A 21,094-nucleotide genomic window follows, 5' to 3' on the forward strand; every position below is an offset into this window, starting at 1 on the left:
ACCTCTGCACCTCTGCTTCTTCTACTCCAAGTTATGGATAACCAGATTCTCGACGGTCCCAGCCCATCATTCATACAGCGTAGAATCAATATGCTGCGGTGGATTTTTAATCCGCTAGCAATACTTGAAAAACGCTATCAGCAGTACGGTGACGTTTACGTAGTTGCCAAGAACGTAACACCACTCGTCGTTTACATCAGCAACCCTGAAGCACTCCAGCAAATTTTTAGCGCGCCTGCGGGAACGTTTGATAGTAGTGGTGCAAACCGTGTATTATTACCACTGCTCGGCGATCGCTCATTAATTTTACTCGATGGAGTTGCGCATCAACGCCAGCGCAAGTTATTAATGCCACCCTTTCACGGCGATCGCTTAAAAGCGTATGGCGAGATTATTCGCGATATAACGCAACAAGTTATTAGCCGTTGGGAAGTTGGGAAACCCTTCAACGTCCGCGCGTCGATGCAAGAAATTTCCTTGCGCGTGATTTTGAGTGCTGTGTTTGGCTTACATCAAGGCGATCGCTTTGAGGAACTGAGAAAACTTTTGACACGGCTATTAGACGCGGTAGGTTCTCCGATAAGTTCGATGTTGCTATTTTTCCCCTCACTACAGAAAGATTGGGGCGTATGGAGTCCCTGGGGGCGTTTTTTGAACTTGCGATCGCAAATCGACCAATTAATTTATGCTGAAATTACTGCCCGTCGAGCAGCGGATGTTCAAAGCGATGACATCCTTAGTTTACTCTTACAAGCACGCGACGAACACGATCAACCAATGACCGATCGAGAACTGCGTGACGAACTCGTGACGTTACTATTTGCTGGACATGAAACGACGGCTTCTGCTTTATCATGGGCATTGTACTGGATTGACCACTTACCCGAAGTCCGCGAAAAGTTGTTGCAAGAACTCGATACACTTCCACCTGATGCCGATCCTAGCGCAGTTGTACGGCTACTGTATTTAAATGCGGTTTGCTGCGAAACTTTGCGAATTTATCCAATTGCGATTAATACATTTCCGCGCATTGTGCGATCGCCAATCGAAATTATGGGCTATCACTTTGAACCTGGTACACTGTTACTTCCCTCAGTTTATTTAACGCATCACCGCGAAGATCTCTATCCTGAACCGAAGCGTTTCAAACCCGAACGTTTTCTGGAAAGACAGTTTTCGCCTTATGAATATTTACCGTTTGGTGGTGGAAATCGTCGTTGTATTGGACTAGCGTTTGCACAGTTTGAGATGAAATTGGTTTTAGCAACCATTCTGGCGCAATACGACTTGCAACTCGCAACGAAAACACCGATCAAACCGACTCGTCGAGGGCTTACAGTTGCGCCTTCGGGAAATTTGCGCATGGTTGTGAAGCAAGTGCGGGTGCAAAAAACTCCAGCATTAGTTTAGTGATTATTATTAACGAACCACTTCAGACACAGAGTACACAGAGGAAAGAAAAAAGAGGATTGCTGGATTTAAATTATTGATAAACAATTTGATGTGATTTGAGTTTGGGTGGTGCTGGTTTTGGGGAATTCGATTGTAAAGGTTGCGCCTTGGTCAACGCCTGGACTCTCGACCTTGACGAAGCCACCATGAAGTTGCACAATATGATTGACGATCGCAAGTCCTAACCCTAATCCACCGTGTCGTGTTGTATCGGCTTGGCGAAATCGCTCAAAGACGTGTGGTAAAAAATCAGGGCTAATTCCTTGTCCAGTATCGCTGACGGTAATTTGAATCGCGCGATCGCTATACTCTAATTTGGCTTGAACGCGTCCTTGATGTGGTGTAAACTTAATTGCATTTGATAGTAAGTTCCAGAATACTTGCTGTAAGCGCGTCGCGTCACCGAAGAAAATTACTGAAGGAGTGGCGACATCGTGTCGATTTTGATGCGGTGCAATGGCAAGTTCCAGTTGAATCGCTTTTGCTTCGGCTAGTGGATGCACAGTATCGATTGCAGCTTGCAGTATAACAACCAAATCAACGCATTGCATATTTAAGTGCAGCTTACCAGAGACAATGCGCGATACATCGAGTAGATCGTCGATCAGTTGTTTTTGTAACCTGACGTTACGTTCAATTGTTTCGTAAGCGCGAGAAATTTGTTCTTCTTTTAACTTTTGTGCTTGCAGTAGCTGTGCATACATCAAGATTGCGGTTAAGGGGTTACGCAACTCGTGCGAAACCATGGCGAGAAAGACATCTTTCGAGTGGTTGGCGGCTTCAGCTGCACTACGTGCGAGTTGTTCTTGTATGAGTAATTGCGCGCGTTCTTCCTCTAAGCACTTGCGATCTGTAATATCGCGCCAGGCGATCGCAAAACCGTCACCTAGTTGCGTCACGCGGATATCTAACGCTTTGCGAATCTGCGGTTGATTGTCATCCGCATACAAGAGAACTTCTTTCGCCAACGGTTTGCCTGTTTTCACTACTTGGCACATCTCGTCAAACAGTCCAGCTTGCGAAAATAGCGGTAGCTTCAGTAGCGAAGCGCCAATTTGTTCGGAGGCGTTCATCCTATTAAATGCGCAAGCGGCGGCATTGACATATTCAATCGTAAAATCTATAATTTCACCAGTATGATCGCGGATACTATTGCAAATTCCAAAACAATCCAACATCGTTTCGACAGAAGTTTGAAATCGCTGTTCGCTTTGGGCAAGTAAGTTTTGCAGATGCGTGCGTTTAATCGCGTTATGAATTGCGATTCTCAGACTTTCTGCGGTTGTTTCTCCCTTAACTAAGTAGTCAGACGCGCCGCTTTTCATCGCTTGGACGGCGATCGCTTCATTGCCTTGACCGGTGAGCATAATCACAGGTAAGTTAGTTTTACCCGTTTGCAACTGCAACTGACTCAAGAATTCCAACCCATTAATATCTGGTAGCAAGAAATCTAATAAAATGACATCTGGTTGAACTGAGTTGCACAATTCTAAGCCATCTTCGCCATACTCTTCGCCAATAATATCATATTTGTACGTCTCATCTTTGAGTAAATAACGGCGATAAGTATCTCGATCTTCTTGACAATCATCAATAATTACAATTGTCCGTCTTTGTACCATAATTATCCTCTTACTGAGTTAGGAAGAATGACTGCTTCAAACCAGTAATCGATTAAAACTTGGACAGTTCGCATCAATTTTTTGACATCAATTGGTTTTATGATATAACCGTTAACTCCATAGCGATAACAGACTTCGATATCCTTTGGATTAGAAGAAGTGGTAAACACTACAACCGGAATCATCTTGAGTTCGTTATCTTGCTTAATTTGTTCTAAAACTTCTCTACCATCGGTTCCTGGCAAGTTAAGATCGAGAAGAATAATGCCTGGTCGCGGTGCTTTTGAGTTACTATATTGCCCTTTATGATGGAGGAAATCTAAAGCCTCATCTCCATCAACACACCGATAGATAGTGTTTGTAATTGATGCTTTGCGGAGAATTCTTTCAAACGCTGCAAAATCTTCATCGCTATCTTCAATTAAGAGTAATGGTTGAGTTGATCCTGTCATTGACTCACCCTCACGCCTGGCAATGTGAAATAAAAAGTACTTCCTTCTCCGTAGGTTGATTTTACCCAAATTTCGCCGTCATGACGTTCCACAATCTTTTTAGCAATTGTTAAACCCGCACCTGTACCACCTCCATATTTATTCAGTGGATGTAAGCGTTTAAAGATCCGAAAAATCGCATCAAAATGTTTTTCTTTAATTCCAATTCCGTTATCTTTCACATAAAATATCGTAGATTCTGGTTTATTCAACGCGGTATCTAAAAAGCCAATTTCAACTAATTTATCAGGTTTGTTGTTATATTTGATTGCATTGCTAATTAAATTACTAAACACTTCGCTCATCTGAACTGGATCGCAGTAAACTGATGGCAAAGGTCGAGGAATGCGGATGTCAACCGCAGTTTCTTTTAAGCTAATATTAAGAATATCAATAACACTGTTGACTAATTCATTTAAATCTGTCTTTTGTAGCGTCAATTCCACGCGCCCTAACCGCGAAAAATGAAGAAGTGAATTTATTAAGTCTTCCATGCGCTGCGTTAAACGCACGAGGGTTTGAAGTTTCGAGACTCCTTCGGCTTGAAGAACATCCGCGTAATCTTCAATCAAAAAGTTTGAGTAGTTATGAATTCCCCGCAGTGGTTCTTTCAGATCGTGCGAAGCAATATAAGCAAATGCATCGAGTTCGCTGTTACTGCGGGCTAATTCCATATTAATTCGTGCGAGTTCATCCGCTTTACGTAAAACAATTCCGACGATCGCACTCCGTAATTCTATGATGGCATCAATCTCGCATTGTTTCCACGGTAACGACTGCGATCGCACAGTTTCTTGCCAAAGTTCAAACGATTTACGCGGCGATAAATCAAAGTTCCCATAGGGATCGCCACCCCAGTTGACTGTCTGAATAACTTCAGGACGAAACCACAAAACATAATTTTTTTGAATCTGCGAAATGGATAAGACAATCAAACCACTCGCAACGTTTTTGAATGTCTCGGCTGTCGGATAAAGCTTAGGCAAACAATCTGTGTAAAAAATGTCATTATCAATCTTCGCTTCTACCCATTCAATCAAATTATAAATATCACTCTTTTTAGGCGTTTCCCCTGCAATCGATAAATCGCCATTCGCACAAATTGCGACGCCTTGCGCATCAACTAATTGAAGTAAATTATCTTTATCCTTAACTAAACCATCCATGAAGTTTTCTGTTAAGGGCATTGCTTCAATAAATTGGGCTTGAATTGATTTTAATCTGATTTTGTAGTCTAGATTTTCATTTTCTTCCTTAGCTGTTAATTCTAAAGACATGACTTGTCCTAAAAACTCACACGCCGTCCGAACTTCATACGAGACATACTTAGGAGAATAGTGATGACAAGCAATCAATCCCCATAATTTTTTATCTTTATTTAATGAAATCGACATCGAGGCGGTAACGCCCATGTTTCTGAGGTACTCTAAATGGCATGGAGAAACACTTCGTAAAACCGCGTAGCTTAAATCAAGTGGTTCATTTGTGATTGGATTCTGTGCGGGAACTAATTCTTTTGGTTGCGAATTTATATCAGGAATCAACCGTAGGCGATTCAGCGTATAAAGTTTTTTGGCTTGGTCAGGAATATCCGAAGCAGGATAGTGTAAACCTAGGTAAGAAGTTAAATCTTCGCGTTTTTGTTCAGCAACAACTTTCCCCGCTTGTTTACCATCGAACTGATAAATCATGACACGGTCAAAGCCTGTCAGTTTTTGCACTTCTTGCGTGATGCTTTGACACATTTCCGACAGCGTTGGCGCATTTTGCAGTTTAGCGATCGCACCCTTTACCAAATGATAAAACCTAATAAAATCTCTATCTTCTTGTGTTAGTTTAGGTTCTAGTTCTAGAATAAGTACGCCATCGCAGCGATGCAGAATGCCATCAAAATTTTTAATATTATTACTCATTTCGAGTGAAAGCTTTATCGGGTTAACGCTTTCAAAATCTTTGACTAAGCATCCTTCTATAAATAGTATCTCTGTAGAAGACAATAAGTCTTTTAAGCTTTGATTGATTAAAGCTTGCGGATGAAAACCAAGCAATTCAAATGTATTATTACTAACTTGAATAATTTCTAGCTGTGGTTCTTTGAGTGCAAAAAGTATACCATGGGGCTGAATTGCCCCAGAAAGGTGAAGAAATTCTTTATCATATGCCGTGAGATTGATTGATTCGACTATGATTTGGTCTTCACTTTGACTCATACGCTTCCTTTCGATAGAAATTGCGATTTTGGTGTAGTTTCAAATGCCTTTGAAAGAGCAATCTTTCCAAACAGAAAACTGCTATTGAGGTTTTGCTTAAATCTTAACTATTGTTTAACTATTACAGCGACAATTTACCAGCTATTTCAATATGTTAAGCAGTTTGTGAATTTAGTAATGTTTTGATGTTACACCTGAAAGTCACTCAAGGCTACTGTAACAACAGACACTCCTTACCTATAACCAAGGTTGTGGTTGAAATAGCTTAAAATTTAGTTATAAATCTCAAACAAAATTTACGTGCTGTTTGATAATTCATCTGACAACAATCTTGTCGTTATTGAGAGTTAACTCATTCACTTTATCAATTTTTGAAGGCATTCAACAGATGGAAAATAGTCAAGCCATCGTCTGCGATGACTTTCAAACCATGTTGAAGCTATATGACTTTAGATTACTATAAATAGCGCTTCAATGCTTATTTTCCAATATCCTCATTCCATAATTGAGGATTGATATGGATGAATTTTTGCATCATATTTTTGCATTCATCTAAATTTAAGTCAATCACTTCAACTCCGTGAGATTCCATGAATTCTCTAGCCCCAGAAAAAGTTTCAGATTCGCCGACAATGACGCGCTTGATACCAAACTGAACCACAGCACCCGCACAAAGATAGCAAGGCATCAAGGTAGAATACAACGTTGTACCTCGATAAGTACCAATTCTGCCAGCATTGCGCAGACAGTCGATTTCTGCATGAGTCACTGGATCGCCATCTTGAACGCGTTTATTATGTCCTTTACCGAGAACTTTGCCGTCTTTGACTAGTACCGAACCGATGGGAATACCCCCTTCATCTTGTCCTTGTTTTGCTTCGGCGATCGCCGCCGTCATAAATTCATCCATAAAATCTCCCTAACTATGCCTCAACAACTCGTACTCATGGATCACGATGGTGGTGTTGATGATTATCTCGCAACAATGCTGCTGATGACGATGGATCGGATACAACCTTTAGGTGTTGTCGTGACTCCAGCGGATTGCTATGCGCAACCAGCAGTGAGTGCGACGCGCAAAATCCTTGATTTGATGGGGCGTGACGACATTCCAGTAGCCGAAAGCACTGTACGCGGTATCAATCCTTTCCCGCGACTTTATCGCCGCGATTCATTCATCGTCGATCATCTCCCAATTCTCAATCAAAGCGAAGTGCGATCGCCTTTGGTTTCTGAAACTGGGCAAGAATTTATGGTACGGGTGTTGCTAGATGCACCTGAACCCGTAACGCTGATGGTAACAGGTCCACTCACAACAGTTGCTGTTGCCTTAGATACTGCGCCAGAAATCGAGGCGAAAATTGCCAAAATCGTCTGGATGGGTGGGGCGTTGAATGTTGCTGGAAATGTAGAGAAAAGCTTAGAAGCTGGACAAGATGGCTCAGCAGAGTGGAATGTATATTGGGACCCAATTTCGGCAGCGCGAGTCTGGCAAACTCAAATTGAAATTATTATGTGTCCGTTGGATTTAACGAATACGGTTCCCGTGACATCAGAAATTGTCTATCAAATGGGCAAACAACGTCAGTATCCGCTGTCCGATTTAGCAGGGCAATGTTACGCCTTAGTGATTCCTCAAGATTATTATTTTTGGGATGTTTTAGCAACTGCCTATCTTGCGCATCCAGAGTTTTATGAATTACGCGAATGGGAAACCGAAATTGTGACAACTGGTGCAAGTCAGGGGCGAACAAAAATCACACCTGGCGGGCGCAAAGTTTGGGCAATGGATAAAGTTGATAAGTCGAGTTTTTATGATTATATTTTGCAGCAGTGGCGGCGGTAGGGGAAGCAGAGGAAGCAGAGGAAGCAGAGGAGAAATATTCAAATTTTGTGGGTTAGGTGTAACTTATTTAGATAGTTTAAGCCCATAAAGATAGCAGATACAGTTCCAGCAACGTTGATTTCTCCAGTTGCTATTTTTTCCATGACTTTGGAAACTGGAATGAGGATGACTTCTATTTCTTCTGTAGGATCTAATTTTTGTTGACCAGCTTTTGTAGCATCTTGTGCTAGAAATAAATAAATTTTGTTCGAGTCTTTTACCGGATTGTCGTAGAGAATTCCGAGTGGTATTGTTGTTTTGGTTATGTATCCGGTTTCTTCTCTTAATTCGCGTAAGGCTGCAACTTGAGGATCTTCTAGCTGAGCATCAAACGTTCCCGCAGGAAGTTCTAGTAAAATTTCACCTGCACCATGTCGATATTGACGCACAAATATAATTTCTTGATTGCTAGTGATGGGTAAAATTAAAGCGACATCAAGTCGAATATTAATAAAATAGTCATCAATAATCTTTCCATTAGGTAACTCAATTTCATCTTGACGTACTTTACACCATTGATTATTAACCACCATCCTAGAACTCAAAATTCTCCACTCTCTTAAATCCATAAAATACCAAAATTTAAAATAACAATCAGAACTGTAACATATACATTAATACTAAATCCTCTCCAATTCCTACCTTTGTGTGCTTTGTGTCCTTTGTGGTTTGTAAAAAAATACCCCATGCGAATCGAACTTGAAACCTTCACCGTAAACAAACGCTTTCCCTTAACAATTAGTCGAGGAACAACAGCCCAAACAACAAACTTGTGGATTAAGCTAGAACACGATCGCATCGTTGGCTGGGGAGAAGCATCGCCATTTTCACTAGCAAACTCTCGACAATCCACAGAAACTCTCCAACAAGCATTACAGCAAATCATTCCCCAATTAGAAGCTTATACCCCTTGGCAGCGCCAGCAAATTGAAACTCTACTTTATAACACTCAACTCCCGTCAGCAGCAAAAGCAGCGGTAGATATGGCGTTACACGACTGGTTTGGTAAGTGCGTAGGCTTACCCTTGTGGCAAATTTGGGGATTAGATTGCTCGCGCATTGTTCCTACCTCTGTCACAATTGGGATTAATTCACCCGCAGGCGCACAAACGCGAGTGCGCGATTGGCTACAATTTGCCGACGTGCGCGTTATTAAAATTAAGCTAGGTAATCCCATAGGTATCACCGCCGATCGCGCTATGTTCTTAGCAGTAAAAGAAGCCGCAACGACACAAGATATCTTTGTAGACGCAAATGGTGGGTGGAATCTCGAAGATGCAGTAGAAATGTGCAATTGGTTAGCCGATGCGGGTGTCAAATATGTTGAACAACCTTTAGCACAAGGTACAGAAGAACAACTAGCAGAATTAAAAAAGCGATCGCCGTTGCCTATTTTTGTAGATGAAAGCTGTCATACTAGCGCTGACATTCCGCAACTTGCACATTGCGTTGATGGCATTAACATCAAACTGATGAAAGCTGGAGGCTTAACCGAAGCAATTCGCATGGTACATACCGCGCGCGCCTACGGATTGCAAATCATGTTTGGTTGCTATTCTGATAGTGCGCTAGCCAATACCGCAGCCGCACAACTTGCACCTTTAGCCGATTATTTAGATTTAGATAGCCACATGAATTTAATCGACGATCCGTTTAGCGGTGCAACACTCAACAAAGGGCGAGTTATCCCCAATCATAAACCAGGATTAGGAGTAGAACGCAGTGCAGCTTGAAGAGAATCAACGAATTGCAATTCTGCTACATGAAGGAATTCGCGGAAATGGTAACGGAAAAACAGGGTTAGCACTTCTGCGCTACAGTGAATCTCCTGTCGTTGCTGTCATCGACAAAGATTGTGCCGGAGAATCCTTATGTGAATTAACCGGTATCGCTATAGATGTACCGATCGTTGCATCGGTAGCTGATGCATTAAATTATACCCCAAATGTCCTGGCAATTGGTATTGCACCCTCTGGCGGCGTCTTACCGCAAGCATGGTTGCAGGAAATAAAATGCGCCATCACCGCCGGATTATCCATCGTCAACGGATTGCACACTCCACTTGCCACAATTCCAGAGTTGCGATCGCATCTGCGGAAAGGACAAACAATCTGGGATGTGCGTCAAGAACCCCCCAATTTAACCATCGGGAGTGGTAAAGCGCGATCGCTTTCGTGTCGCCGCGTGTTAACTGTGGGGACAGATATGGCTGTCGGTAAAATGTCTGCAAGTTTGGAACTCAACGCCGCCGCGAAAAAACAAGGATTGCGTTCGCAGTTCCTTGCCACAGGACAAGCAGGTATTATGATTTCTGGTGATGGTATTCCCTTAGATGCAGTACGCGTCGATTTTGCGGCGGGTGCTGTCGAACAACTCGTTTTACGCTACGGTGCAGATAACGACATTCTATTTATTGAAGGACAAGGTTCGCTATTGCATCCTGGTTCAACGGCAACGTTACCCCTCCTTCGCGGCACGCAACCAACACACTTGATTTTAGTGCATCGTGCCGAACAAGCACACATCCGTAACCATCCCCACGTCCCGATTCCACCGTTATCAGAAGTTGTCAAACTCTACGAAAGCGTTGCTACTGCTGCTGGTGCGTTTGCACCCGTGAAAGTTGCGGGAATCGCACTCAATACTGCACATTTAGATCAATCCGCTGCCAAATCTGCGATCGCGCAAGTTCAAGACGATACAAATCTCCCTTGCACAGATGTTGTCCGCTTTGGTGCAGAACCGCTCTTAAGTGCAATTTTGCAACAATAGATCATTTTTACTAGTGAAAGTTATAATAAAAAAATGTATTAATTTTACATTATTTATAGTATAATTACTGAAATTGAGGAGAGTTCACAATCGACATAACTGTTTTCCCCTTGCCCAAGGGAAAACTGATACGAAAAATTATCAAACTTAAGTTACATCGAGAAGACAGCATGATATTCTCTTTTTTTCATGTTCTTGAGAATCTCGATGACTAATTGACGCTGTTTTGGTGTGAGTTTTCTCAAACTATCTCCCCAAAGTTGTTCAATCGCTTTTTGGTGAGCATCATCATTATTGTTCGCGGAACTGTTTGTTGAGTCATTCATGCCAATCTCTTCTTGTCTGGAAGACGAACTGCAAAACCTGTGTTGATTGAGATACACTTTATGCACAACGACTGACTTAACTAAAAATCTCTACCTCAATCTAGAATACGCAAAGAAACCAGAGTTTATCTGTACGGTTCCGAACATATAAAAAAACTCGCATAAAATAGCTTGAGCAAGCTAGCTGTTCTAAGAACCAAGCAATCGCTGATATTCTTTCTTAAGTACCTGATAACACTCACAAGCGGTTAATTCGAGTGCTTCTCGGTCGGTAATATTGATTTTGCCACGACTGTAACGAATCATTCCGGCTCGACTGAGCATACTTGCAGCAACGGTAACACCACTGCGGCGCGTTCCGAGCATTTGGGCTATAAATTCTTGCGTTAACGGTAATTCTTCTGATGCGACGCGATCGCTAACGGTGAGTAGCCAGCGTGAAAGCCTTTCCTCTAATGTATGCAACCGATTGCAAGCCGCAGATTGTCCCGCTTGCGTGTAGAGTGCTTGGGTGTAACGTAGCAGGAGTTTTTGTAACGCACCACCTCGGTAAAACTCTTCTTTGAGGATCTCTGCTTTCATTGTCAGCGCATCACCTGGAATCTGCACCACCGTTTGATGAACTGCGGTATCATCTCCCCAGCAAACAGGAATACCCACCATACCTTCTTTCGCCACTATCCCAACTTCGATGATTGAACCATCTTGCATAATCGAGACGGCGGAAATCATAGCAGTTGTGGGAAAATAGACATCCAAAATGACTTCCCCTGCATTGTGCAGCACTCTTTGAAAAGGTAGCGAAACAGGTTCTAGATGGGGCGCAAGACGCTGAAAATCTTCACTTGGCAAAGCCGCAAGCAGCTTATTATCATGGTGATTCAAATTCTCGCACATTTATGTCAGAACTTCCTCAACTCTAAGTGATTTTTTTATACTTGACTAATAGATTCCGCAGTGCAAAGCGGAACTTTATCCCGACGTTAAAGGACAAATTCAGTCAACTCAAAAAATATTTTTACAAGGTTTTTACTATAAAAGCAGAAAAATGCTTCACCAGATTAATTCACAAGACCAAGGCATTGTATCTTAATCTTTTCTTTGTTTTTCTTATTAGAAAACCTTGTTATTTTTATAAGTTATTAAAATATATCAAACATACATAGAATAAGCTAAGTCATACATACTCTCTGCAAATTAGGCGCGTTTTAAATACTTAATTTTTATAAATTGTTCTTGAGTAAATACAATTTTAGCATCTTGCAAAGACGTATTGACAAAAAACTATAATCTGAACATAAAATTTTATTTTTAAATAAAGAGACTTCGCTCAAATACTTATGAATAGAATACACGGTGTGTCATTTTTTATATATTAAATAGCACAATCATGGATTAATTTAAACGAACACAAATCAAGCAAATTCAGTTAGTAACCAAAGATAAAAATAGTCAACACATTTGAGCAAAAGTCCCTTCGGTATAACAGTTGAACTCGCGCCTTACTTTTTACCTTTTCCTCTTAACCTGACTAATGCTACGAAGTCTAACAACTAGCAACTCATATCTAGAGAAAATTGCATAAACTGAGAATAAACTCAACCAGCAATTGAGCTTTCCGCTTATGAAACCGATCTGGAACTCACTGTTGCTCAGCTTGAACGCAGTTCTATTTTCTACTGGAACGTCAATTGTTTTAGCTGAACCTGTAACAAACTCTAGTCCTAGTGCGATCGTTGTCCCTGTTGAGGGAGAAGCGATTCAACCCGAAGTGAGTGCAACACCCCAAAGCAAACAACCAGCATCTACGCAAGAAATTGTAGATAAACTTAATGCTGCGGCAAAACTAAGTCCAGAAGAAATTGCGCGTCAGCAAAAATTGATCGAAGCTGATCGGTTGTATTTAGGAGGACAATTCGCCGCAGCTGAAAAACTCTATCGCGAAGTCAAAGCGCCATTTACGACAGGATCAGCCGATGTTGTGCAACGTCCACCTGCAATTGTCGATCCTGCACAACTTCCACCCGCAGGTAAAGTTTATTGGCGCGAAGCTGAAGCAGCTTTTCAACACAAAGTTGCTTCCCGAATGATGGTACCGCTGCGGTTATTAGTCGAGCAATACCCAGAGTTTATTCTTGGTCATCTGAGACTTGCTGAAGCATTACAAAAATTTGACCATCATAAAGAAGCGATCGCCGTCTTAGAACGCGCCGTCACGCTTTACCCAGAACAACCCGATTTAGTTAAAGCCAAAGTTACCGCACTCGCCCAATCCAAACAATGGATGGAAGCATCGCTAGCTGCGCGTCAATTTGCTTTACTCAGAAGTGCAAACGCACAACACACGAACGAATTTATCGAACTTGCGGATACTCACTTAGAACGGTATCAAAAGCACTTGCGTGCAGAATTAACCGGCAATACGATCGCTAATGTCCTAACGGGTGCCTTAGGCTACGCACTTACAGGTAATCTCTTAGGTCCCTTTTCAGCAGTGCAAACTACTGCAATGCTACTACGCGGCGAATCAGCGGTTGGGGAATCTGTCGCGAATCAAGCGCGAGAACAGCTAGAAATAGTCACCGATAAAGCAGTTGTTGATTATGTGAATGAAATAGGACAAAGACTCGCGCAAGTGGCTGGACGCAATGATTTTAAATACGAATTTTATGTAGTTTTAGATAAAGATTTAAACGCTTTCGCATTGCCAGGCGGTAAAGTATTTATCAATGCTGGAGCGATTACCAGTGCTCAATCCGAGGCAGAATTAGCAGGTTTATTAGCGCATGAATTAGCCCATACTGTTTTGTCGCATGGTTTTCAGTTAGTCGCTGAAGGGAATCTTGTTGCGAATGTCACGCAATTTTTCCCCTATGGCGGTACTGTTGCGAATTTAGTTTCCCTCAATTACAGCCGTGAAATGGAACAGCAAGCTGACGTTTTAGGTACGCGACTTTTAGCGTCAACAGGCTACGCTGCGGATGGCTTGCGTAACTTGATGGTGACACTGCAAAAAGAAGAAACAAAGACGCCCTTTACGTGGTTATCTTCACACCCAGCGACAAGCGATCGCATCCGCTATCTCGAATCAATCATTCAACGTCATGGTTACAACCGCTACGCTTATGAAGGAGTCGCCCGCCACAACGAAATCAAACAAAGGATAGAAAAATTGCTACAAGCGAAACAATCTGAACGGAAAAAGCATCAACGGTAAGTAAAGAGGGGTGAGGAGCGAGGTTGTTAAGAAAACTCTTCTGAATTCACAATTCAAAGCTCAAAACTAACCCCTACTTCAAATCGAGGAGTCGCTTATGTCACCACAATTGCAATTTGCTTGGCGAGGTATTGGTTTGTCTGTCGGGGTAGCAACCGCGTTACTGGGTAATAGCGTTATGGCTGCGCCGCACTATAACTGGATGGCGCAGGTGAATCCTACAGTACCACCTGTTGTTGTTGATACTGATCCACTACCACCCGTTCCAGGAACCACACCGCCGAATGGTTCAACAGTTCCTAGCGTTACAACGGCTACGCGGTTTACTTGTCAATTGAATAATGGTCAGTATACCGTTATGTATCAGCCGGAAAGTCAACCAAACCGCTTCTTTGCTTGGGCGACTCCCACAGCATTAGGTGGCGGTTGGAGCGAACAACGGCGTTGTGAAGAAATTAGCCGTCGCTTAGAGTCCTATCGTCCTGATGGTTTATTAGAACTGACAACAGGCGTAGAAAATAATTACAATACAGTCTGCGTTGTTACGCAACGAGTTCCCTCGTGTCGAATTGTCTTTACCGTACCTCCTGGACAAGACCCCATCTTAACGCGCGATCGCGTCTTTGAAAACTTGACGATCGCCGATAGCGGTCAACAGACAACAGGCGTCTACACTTATACTAATCGTGGAAACGAACTCGATCGACTATTTAACTTAGGACGTTCAGTTGTTGGTGGTAACAATCGCCGTTCGGCACGCAGCATAGACTTAAGACCTTTCCTCGATCGCGCTGATGGAGGTAATGCTTCTCGCCTCAGCGGTGGCGTTCCCGCCCGCAGTAATACACGATCGCAACCAAGTAATTCTGGAAGGCTTAATCCTAGCAGGTTTTAGCTGCTAAAGTAGAGCTAATTGCCAATAGAAGAATCGCCAAGAGCTAAACATGGTTAATCGCGATCGCATTCAGCCAGGTCCTGGACAAGAATCAGTATGGGATTATCCCCGACCGCCGCGTTTAGAGGATACCGACAAGCATATTCAAGTAATTTTTAATGAAATTGCGATCGCTGATACCCATCACGCCAAACGAGTACTAGAAACAAGTCATCCACCGGTTTATTACATTCCGCCTAGTGACATCAAAATGGAGTACCTCATCCGTACTCCGCAATCCAGCTTCTGCGAATGGAAAGGAGTTGCAGGATATTACACCGTTGCGGTAGGAGACAAGCAAGTTCCAAACGCAGCGTGGTTTTATCCCAACCCTACTCCTACTTTTGCTGAAATTAAAGACTATGTAGCTTTCTATCCACACTTAATGGATGCTTGCTACGTTAACAGCGAACAAGTCCAACCCCAACCAGGAAACTTCTACGGCGGTTGGATTACTAGTGATATTGTAGGTCCATTCAAAGGTAGTCCTGGAACCTGGGGATGGTAGTTTGATGAACTGCTGTATTTACTAAGATTTAGGATTTCTACTTCTATAAAAACACAGCGTACTTTTCTATAATATGTACAGCAAGAGTGTACATATTCCAAATTGGATATGCAGACTACATACACGAAAGCTCGTGAAAACTTAGCTTCTCTTTTAGATAAAGTTGTCGATGACCGAGAAATTGTTGCGATCGAGCGTCGTCATAAGCCAAACGTAGCGCTAGTTGCAGAAGATGAACTCGCAAGTCTTCAACAGACAGCTTACCTCCTGAGAAGCCCTAAAAATGCCGCACGTCTTTTGAGTGCTTTAGAGTGGTCACAATCAAGGGATGAGAAAAATTTAGAGTCAGTCTCCGTGGATGAAGCGATCGCTGCATTAAAGCAGGAGATAGGAGGCGAAGAAAAAAGTTGAGCCTTCCTTAATACCACCATCAGTAGTACACTTTCCTGACTTTAGTCCTCAATTCAAAGAAGATTTAGGTTGGTGGTACAAAACTGAACCTCGCAAAGTAGACAAAATTTTTGACTTAGTTACAGACACAATGAAGCATCCCTTTGAGGGGATAGGTAAGCCTGAAAAACTTAAGTACATAGATTCTGATACTTGGTCGCGCCGTATAGACTGGGAGCATCGACTCATCTATAGAGTCAGACAAGACCGAGTAGACTTTTTGCAAGCGCGTTATCACTATTAATTAATCTACTTCATACCATTTCTCGCACATTCTGACGACACTACGCTCCTTTTTTAATGACGAATTACAAATTAGAACTATGAACAGTAGTCTGATCGCATTGCCTTGATTGATCTAAAATGCGGTTGATGAGTCCAAACTGAGCGCATGGTAAATCAAGCTCCGATTCCAGTAGTCGTGAATGGTGCTGCTGGCAAAATGGGTCGTGAAGTCGTTAAAGCCGTCTCGCAAGCAAGCGACATGACTTTACTGGGTGCAGTAGACCGCAACCCTGAATACAATGGCAAAGATGCGGGAGAAGTCGCGGGATTAAGCGAACCGCTAGAAGTACCGATTACCGACCAATTAGAACCTACGCTAGCCCTAGCAACGCAAGAAAGGCAATTGGGGGTGATGGTAGATTTTACGCATCCGAGTAGCGTGTATGACAATATTCGCGCGGCGATCGCTTATGGTATTCGTCCGGTTGTGGGAACAACAGGGTTGAGTGTCGAACAAATTCAAGACTTAGCCGAATTCGCAGACAAAGCAAGTACCGGCTGTTTAATGATTCCGAATTTCTCGATTGGCATGGTATTACTTCAAGAAGCCGCAGTCAGAGCATCGCAATACTTTGACCATGTAGAAATTATCGAACTGCATCACAATCAAAAAGCAGATGCTCCGAGTGGAACCGCGATTCAAACCGCGCAAATGCTTGCAGAAATGGGCAAAACCTACAACCCGTCAAGCGTAGAAGAAACCGAAAAGCTACCTGGAGCAAGAGGCAGTGTTGCTGATGAAGGTATTAGAATTCATAGCGTACGCCTTCCAGGACTAATCGCCCACCAAGAAGTGATTTTTGGCGCACCAGGACAAATTTATACTTTACGCCACGATACAAGCGATCGCGCTTGTTATATGCCTGGAGTCCTCCTAGCAATTCGTAAAGTCACGCAACTCAAATCCCTAGTATATGGCTTAGAAAAGATACTGTAATGACATATCTTCCCTCACCCCTTACCCCTCACCCCTCATGTTAGTTCCACTCACGCGCCAAAAATTTGAACAATTGATTCCCCGCATTGCAACTAGCGATCAGTACAAATATGCTTGGGGCAAATTTCCTGATTTCTTGAAGCGACTGCTGATTTCAGTCGTCAGCGTTGTTGCAATTTGGATTGTGCGACTCATTATCGGTGAAGGATTTGGCCTAATTCTGTTTCCGGTAGGTGCGATCGCCGGACTTTATTGGTTATGGGGACCTGTTTTGTGGGCAAGTTTGCGTAATACCGAATACCGCAAATATCCTTACAGTGGTTTTCTGCGCGGACGCGTGTTAGATGTCTACATCACTGAAGAATTAATTGGTACTGAGGAAACGGTTAATAATAAAGGCGACTTGGTTATTGTCGAAAACCGCGAACGGCGCATCAATGTAGAAGTCGGCGATGAAACTGGATTTACAACTCAAATCCAAGCACCACTCCGCCGCACTCACCAAGATATTGTCCCGAATCAAATCGCAGAAATGGTTGTGCTTTCTACTCGACCAGATTTAAGTAGCATTGTCAAAGTAACAGATATCTATATTCCGAGCCGTAATATTTGGGTAAGTGATTATCCTTACTTACAAAAAAACATTTTTATTGAAATGAGTCGCCGTTTGCGCGAGAGTAGAGGAACGCGATCGCGTTCCGCCCCACGCCGTAGACCCCGCGCTTCCTACCCGCAAGATGTCGAGGAATGGTAAACTAAAACCACTTAAGTTTCTGAAGCCGAAGAACGATTGAGTACCGGAGACAAATAAGCTACCAAAGCACCAATCAAAAAACCAGCAATATTACGTACCAAAGGTAGCCACTCGGAAGTCCGCGTGACAACTGGGCCAATCCCAAAGGCAATAAACAGAATTCCCCATAGCGGTGAAAAAATTAAAGCCCATTGCCAAGCAAATATTTGTCCAGGGCGTCGAGGTTGCGCCGCAAAGCCACAAACGACTCCACCAATCACCGAGGTAATGAGTGTCAAAATCCACTGTTCGCGCGGTAATCCAGGAACCACACGACAACCACCTTGGCGCAAACACGTTTCCACAGACTCGATCGATTGAATAATTGCTTGATCTTCTCCCTCTTCGCGGACAAAGTACAAATTACCAAAGCGCGTTTGCAATTCTACCCAAAACGTCCGAGGTAGTAGCTGGTAAACTGCATCACCAACATTAAAGTTGAGAATGTTTCCCCCACGCGAATCGGCAACAACTAAAATACTTTTTTCATCTAAACTCCAAAAATCTTTGACCGCTGCGCCTGGTGTGCGATCGTACTGTGTTAAAACGCGGAGTTTCCACCCAGTTTCTGCTTCAAATTCTTCAAGTTCTTGCGCTAGTCGCTCTTCTTGAACACTCGTGAGCGATTTTGCTAAGTCTATAATTGGCGTCGGCTGATCGGGAAGTAATTCAGGATTGTTATACGCAAAGGCTACAGGAGAAGGTACCAACCAAACCGTGCCAGCTAAAAAGAATGCAAATACGCTTACCAGTAATCGTCGCCAAATAGAATACTGCATGGACAATTCTATATAAATCTCAAATTTGGACACAAACCAAATGGTTTTATTGTAAAGAGTCAAAAAAAGATGATACTTCTTTACATTTTGTAACTTTACTCTAATTTAGCCGACGACTGTGAATAAACTCAATCCCCCATGAGGAGAATCTCTGGTTTTGCTATAAAGTAGCTACATATAGCAGTCAGAGTTCAGAGGTCGGGGATAAGGGAAGTTATGAGTCAAGAGTGTTGAGTGAACAAAACTCTCCACACTTCAAAACTCAAAACTAACTCCTCGTTGCCTCACTGGGTTGCAGTCGCATTAAGAATAAAATAAGTGCTACACCGACTAAAGCGCCGCCAAGATGTGCAATATGGTCAACGCCATCTTGAATACCTGTCTGCCGTAATTCAAAGACTACGCGCTCAATGACAAATTGACCGAGAATGAGAACTTCTAGGATTTTGCGCCAATGCCAGGAAAGTTTGATGAGAACACTGACGGCAAATAAGCCAAAAACGGCTCCTGAAGCACCTAGCGAGTAAACCGCACCGCCGTGAAAGAAATAACTCATGAGACTGCCGCCTAGTCCACAAATAATGTAGGAACTGACGACTCCGATAACGCCCTCTTCTTCTTCAACGATTCTGCCAAAAATGTAAAGAAAAAACAGATTTCCTGATATGTGCGCCCAGTTGGCATGACAGAACATCGAAGTGAAAAACTGATACCAAGCTGGAGAGGCGTGATTGAGGTAGAGATTTTGGATAAAAGGAATACCTAAAACGCGATCAGCAACAAACACAACTAAATTGATAATAATCAGCGTGAAAACACCGTTGTAATTTTGTTTTGGGTAAGTTGTTAATGGCTGGTCTTTTTTGAGCATTTTGATGATTTCTCCTGCGATCTAGGAGGAGTCAGGAATCGGGGATCAGAAGTTAGGGAATAACAATAGAAAATGCGTGTTGATTTCACCCAGTGCAGTTTAAGAAATGTGAAAGCTTATGTACTGGCTGACCTTTGCTCTGTGACCCCTTCAATCTACCGTTTCGACATCATCGCTGTCATCCTGCCAATCTGATGCATCGTAGCGTACTTGATTTGATTCTAAATTTGTTGTGTAATTGCGATATTGTTCGAGTAATGCAGCGTTTTCTTCTAATAGTTCTTCTGAGTAAGGTAGGTTACTGCTGCTACGGATTTGTCGCGATCGCTGTCCTCCTGAGAGGCGATCGCCGCTGCGACGCGAACCACGCGTAAAAGTCCTCCAAGCCACTTTCACCCCAGTAAAAACGCTACGCGTACCTACTTCCACTTTCTGGGCTTGCTTTACCGCGTTATCAAGACTTTGATCGACTTGTTTGGCAACATTCGTCGCGCTTTGCACGCCCTGGCTGACATCATCAGTGAGATCGCTAATTTCTAGCCCTGTTAAGCGAATCGCTTCAAGTGTGGGTGGTAAGTCGCGGCGTAGGGTATCAAACAACTTTTCTGCACTACGAGCCGCCCGCGCTAACTCTTGTAATGCTGGCAAGGCTGCCACCAACACAGCAGTTAAACTCACCGCTACTAATAAAATCGACAGTCCAAGCCAGAATAAAGGGTCAATCACGAGTCACTTAGGGATTATAGGCGGTCTAAAAGTGGAGGTTGATCCGAGGAAGTTTCGAGTTTAGTCTGACGAGCAGAGATTTGGCTTTCTTGTTGGCTTGCCTCAATTCCTGCTGCCAAAGCTTCTCGCAATCGCTCCAGCGTATCATCCCAGTTACGGAGTGCTGTTTCTGATAAGCGATCTGCTTGGATTTGGACACTTGTTGATAAATCTTCTGCTAATTCTGGTAGAGCATCAGCAGATTTTTTCAGCAACGTGCGTGTTTCTCGTCCCGTGCGCGGTGCCATTAGCAAGCCTGTAAGAGTGCCAATAGCAGCCCCCAACAACATACCGCCAACAAAAACCCCAGAACGGTTGTTAGACATATCCTGATTTATCTCCTTACACTCATTTTATGTAAGTTTGCTCGGCTTGCGCGACTATTGCTGTATCGTGCTCCAAGAATCCAGGTTAACCCATATTAGACGTTAACGTTTGAATTAAGGCTTACTTATAAGTGTATTTTGCCAAAGCTTTTCGGAAAAATCTTGTCTGACGCAGCAATACGGTTTGCTGTGCAATCTGCAACCCAACCGCCAAGAGATTTAAGACTTGCTGAATTCGTAGCAGTTTTAACTCGGCTGGAATATCTCCCCGCCGCGCTTGACGTATCGCCATTCTACCTACTGCGATCGCTTCTGGTGTCCGCTGCAAAGCTGCACGAGTTACCCGTTCGTACACGAGTAAAATATCTGCTACCTGCGCCAACTTGAGCCGGAGTCGCCATATTAACCAAGCAACAAGCAAAAGAACTAGCGTCAGTCCTAGATTAATGCATACAACAACTGTCACCATTG

At 43.1% G+C, this 21,094-nt stretch carries 22 protein-coding genes and 1 pseudogene; 11 read left to right on the forward strand and 12 right to left on the reverse strand.

The window, feature by feature from the left end:
* Positions 1-33: 33 nt before the first annotated feature.
* Entirely contained in the window at positions 34-1,410 is a 1,377-nt protein-coding gene (locus GLO7428_RS15185) for a cytochrome P450 (RefSeq protein ID WP_015189451.1), read from the forward strand.
* Between the two features lie 68 nt (positions 1,411-1,478).
* On the opposite strand, the gene GLO7428_RS15190 is transcribed toward GLO7428_RS15185, so the two are convergent.
* From GLO7428_RS15190 to GLO7428_RS15205, 4 genes are all read right to left on the reverse strand, one after another.
* The gene (locus GLO7428_RS15190) at positions 1,479-3,074 is read right to left on the reverse strand and encodes a hybrid sensor histidine kinase/response regulator (RefSeq protein ID WP_015189452.1); all 1,596 of its coding nucleotides are present in this window, start codon (positions 3,072-3,074) and stop codon (positions 1,479-1,481) included.
* A 2-nt stretch (positions 3,075-3,076) separates the two neighbouring features.
* Positions 3,077-3,526: a response regulator gene (locus tag GLO7428_RS15195; protein WP_015189453.1), complete on the reverse strand. Its 450-nt coding sequence runs from the start codon at positions 3,524-3,526 to the stop codon at positions 3,077-3,079.
* The gene (locus GLO7428_RS15200) at positions 3,523-5,775 is read right to left on the reverse strand and encodes an ATP-binding protein (protein WP_015189454.1); all 2,253 of its coding nucleotides are present in this window, start codon (positions 5,773-5,775) and stop codon (positions 3,523-3,525) included. Before GLO7428_RS15200 ends, GLO7428_RS15195 begins: the two co-directional genes overlap by 4 nt.
* A 478-nt stretch (positions 5,776-6,253) precedes the next feature.
* On the reverse strand, positions 6,254-6,685 hold the full coding sequence (locus GLO7428_RS15205; RefSeq protein WP_015189455.1) for a nucleoside deaminase: 432 nt from the start codon (positions 6,683-6,685) through the stop codon (positions 6,254-6,256).
* Positions 6,686-6,700: 15 nt separating this feature from the next.
* Between GLO7428_RS15205 and GLO7428_RS15210 the strand changes: the two genes are divergently transcribed.
* Positions 6,701-7,621, forward strand: a complete 921-nt coding sequence (locus GLO7428_RS15210) for a nucleoside hydrolase (protein WP_015189456.1) — start codon at positions 6,701-6,703, stop codon at positions 7,619-7,621.
* A gap of 38 nt (positions 7,622-7,659) precedes the next feature.
* Here the strand turns inward: GLO7428_RS15210 and GLO7428_RS15215 are convergent, their stop codons facing one another.
* Positions 7,660-8,229 carry an NUDIX hydrolase gene (locus GLO7428_RS15215; protein WP_015189457.1) on the reverse strand — a complete coding sequence of 190 codons (570 nt, stop codon included), beginning with the start codon at positions 8,227-8,229 and terminating at the stop codon, positions 7,660-7,662.
* Positions 8,230-8,346: 117 nt separating this feature from the next.
* On the opposite strand from GLO7428_RS15215, the gene GLO7428_RS15220 reads away from it, so the two are divergent.
* The gene (locus GLO7428_RS15220) at positions 8,347-9,393 is read left to right on the forward strand and encodes a dipeptide epimerase (protein WP_015189458.1); all 1,047 of its coding nucleotides are present in this window, start codon (positions 8,347-8,349) and stop codon (positions 9,391-9,393) included.
* Positions 9,383-10,432: a DUF1611 domain-containing protein gene (locus GLO7428_RS15225; RefSeq protein ID WP_015189459.1), complete on the forward strand. Its 1,050-nt coding sequence runs from the start codon at positions 9,383-9,385 to the stop codon at positions 10,430-10,432. The genes GLO7428_RS15220 and GLO7428_RS15225 overlap by 11 nt, the downstream gene beginning before the upstream one ends.
* Before the next feature lie 152 nt (positions 10,433-10,584).
* Here the strand turns inward: GLO7428_RS15225 and GLO7428_RS27915 are convergent, their stop codons facing one another.
* Together GLO7428_RS27915 and GLO7428_RS15230 are read right to left on the reverse strand one after the other, a co-directional pair.
* Positions 10,585-10,758: a hypothetical protein gene (locus GLO7428_RS27915; protein ID WP_015189460.1), complete on the reverse strand. Its 174-nt coding sequence runs from the start codon at positions 10,756-10,758 to the stop codon at positions 10,585-10,587.
* 189 nt (positions 10,759-10,947) lie between these two features.
* The gene (locus GLO7428_RS15230) at positions 10,948-11,655 is read right to left on the reverse strand and encodes a Crp/Fnr family transcriptional regulator (RefSeq protein WP_015189461.1); all 708 of its coding nucleotides are present in this window, start codon (positions 11,653-11,655) and stop codon (positions 10,948-10,950) included.
* Positions 11,656-12,382: 727 nt separating this feature from the next.
* Between GLO7428_RS15230 and GLO7428_RS15235 the strand changes: the two genes are divergently transcribed.
* The 7 genes from GLO7428_RS15235 to GLO7428_RS15260 all read left to right on the forward strand — a co-directional run bounded on the left by GLO7428_RS15235 (position 12,383) and on the right by GLO7428_RS15260 (position 17,843).
* On the forward strand, positions 12,383-13,975 hold the full coding sequence (locus GLO7428_RS15235) for a M48 family metallopeptidase (protein ID WP_015189462.1): 1,593 nt from the start codon (positions 12,383-12,385) through the stop codon (positions 13,973-13,975).
* A gap of 97 nt (positions 13,976-14,072) precedes the next feature.
* Positions 14,073-14,870 carry a COP23 domain-containing protein gene (locus tag GLO7428_RS15240; protein ID WP_015189463.1) on the forward strand — a complete coding sequence of 266 codons (798 nt, stop codon included), beginning with the start codon at positions 14,073-14,075 and terminating at the stop codon, positions 14,868-14,870.
* 49 nt (positions 14,871-14,919) lie between these two features.
* Positions 14,920-15,417: a DUF427 domain-containing protein gene (locus GLO7428_RS15245; RefSeq protein ID WP_015189464.1), complete on the forward strand. Its 498-nt coding sequence runs from the start codon at positions 14,920-14,922 to the stop codon at positions 15,415-15,417.
* Positions 15,418-15,525: 108 nt separating this feature from the next.
* Complete coding sequence (locus GLO7428_RS15250; protein ID WP_015189465.1) at positions 15,526-15,828, forward strand: type II toxin-antitoxin system Phd/YefM family antitoxin; 303 nt, start codon at positions 15,526-15,528, stop codon at positions 15,826-15,828.
* 10 nt (positions 15,829-15,838) lie between these two features.
* A complete protein-coding gene (locus tag GLO7428_RS26790) occupies positions 15,839-16,111 on the forward strand; it encodes a Txe/YoeB family addiction module toxin (RefSeq protein ID WP_015189466.1) in 273 nt (90 codons plus the stop codon).
* Between the two features lie 147 nt (positions 16,112-16,258).
* A complete protein-coding gene (dapB, locus tag GLO7428_RS15255) occupies positions 16,259-17,089 on the forward strand; it encodes a 4-hydroxy-tetrahydrodipicolinate reductase (RefSeq protein ID WP_015189467.1) in 831 nt (276 codons plus the stop codon).
* A gap of 37 nt (positions 17,090-17,126) precedes the next feature.
* Positions 17,127-17,843 carry a hypothetical protein gene (locus tag GLO7428_RS15260; RefSeq protein WP_015189468.1) on the forward strand — a complete coding sequence of 239 codons (717 nt, stop codon included), beginning with the start codon at positions 17,127-17,129 and terminating at the stop codon, positions 17,841-17,843.
* Positions 17,844-17,854: 11 nt separating this feature from the next.
* On the opposite strand, the gene GLO7428_RS15265 is transcribed toward GLO7428_RS15260, so the two are convergent.
* From GLO7428_RS15265 to GLO7428_RS15285, 5 genes and pseudogenes are all read right to left on the reverse strand, one after another.
* The gene (locus GLO7428_RS15265) at positions 17,855-18,661 is read right to left on the reverse strand and encodes a TPM domain-containing protein (protein ID WP_015189469.1); all 807 of its coding nucleotides are present in this window, start codon (positions 18,659-18,661) and stop codon (positions 17,855-17,857) included.
* Between the two features lie 268 nt (positions 18,662-18,929).
* The gene (locus tag GLO7428_RS15270) at positions 18,930-19,532 is read right to left on the reverse strand and encodes a rhomboid family intramembrane serine protease (protein WP_015189470.1); all 603 of its coding nucleotides are present in this window, start codon (positions 19,530-19,532) and stop codon (positions 18,930-18,932) included.
* A 363-nt stretch (positions 19,533-19,895) separates the two neighbouring features.
* Positions 19,896-20,258 (reverse strand): annotated as a pseudogene (locus GLO7428_RS28550) (DUF948 domain-containing protein); the annotation flags it as partial.
* A gap of 14 nt (positions 20,259-20,272) precedes the next feature.
* Positions 20,273-20,623 carry a YtxH domain-containing protein gene (locus GLO7428_RS15280; RefSeq protein WP_015189472.1) on the reverse strand — a complete coding sequence of 117 codons (351 nt, stop codon included), beginning with the start codon at positions 20,621-20,623 and terminating at the stop codon, positions 20,273-20,275.
* A 121-nt stretch (positions 20,624-20,744) separates the two neighbouring features.
* Positions 20,745-21,092 (reverse strand): hypothetical protein, encoded by a 348-nt coding sequence (locus GLO7428_RS15285; protein WP_015189473.1) that lies wholly within the window; start codon positions 21,090-21,092, stop codon positions 20,745-20,747.
* Between the last annotated feature and the right edge of the window lie 2 nt (positions 21,093-21,094).

Source organism: Gloeocapsa sp. PCC 7428, from assembly GCF_000317555.1.
In the GTDB taxonomy this organism is placed as follows: domain Bacteria; phylum Cyanobacteriota; class Cyanobacteriia; order Cyanobacteriales; family Chroococcidiopsidaceae; genus Chroogloeocystis.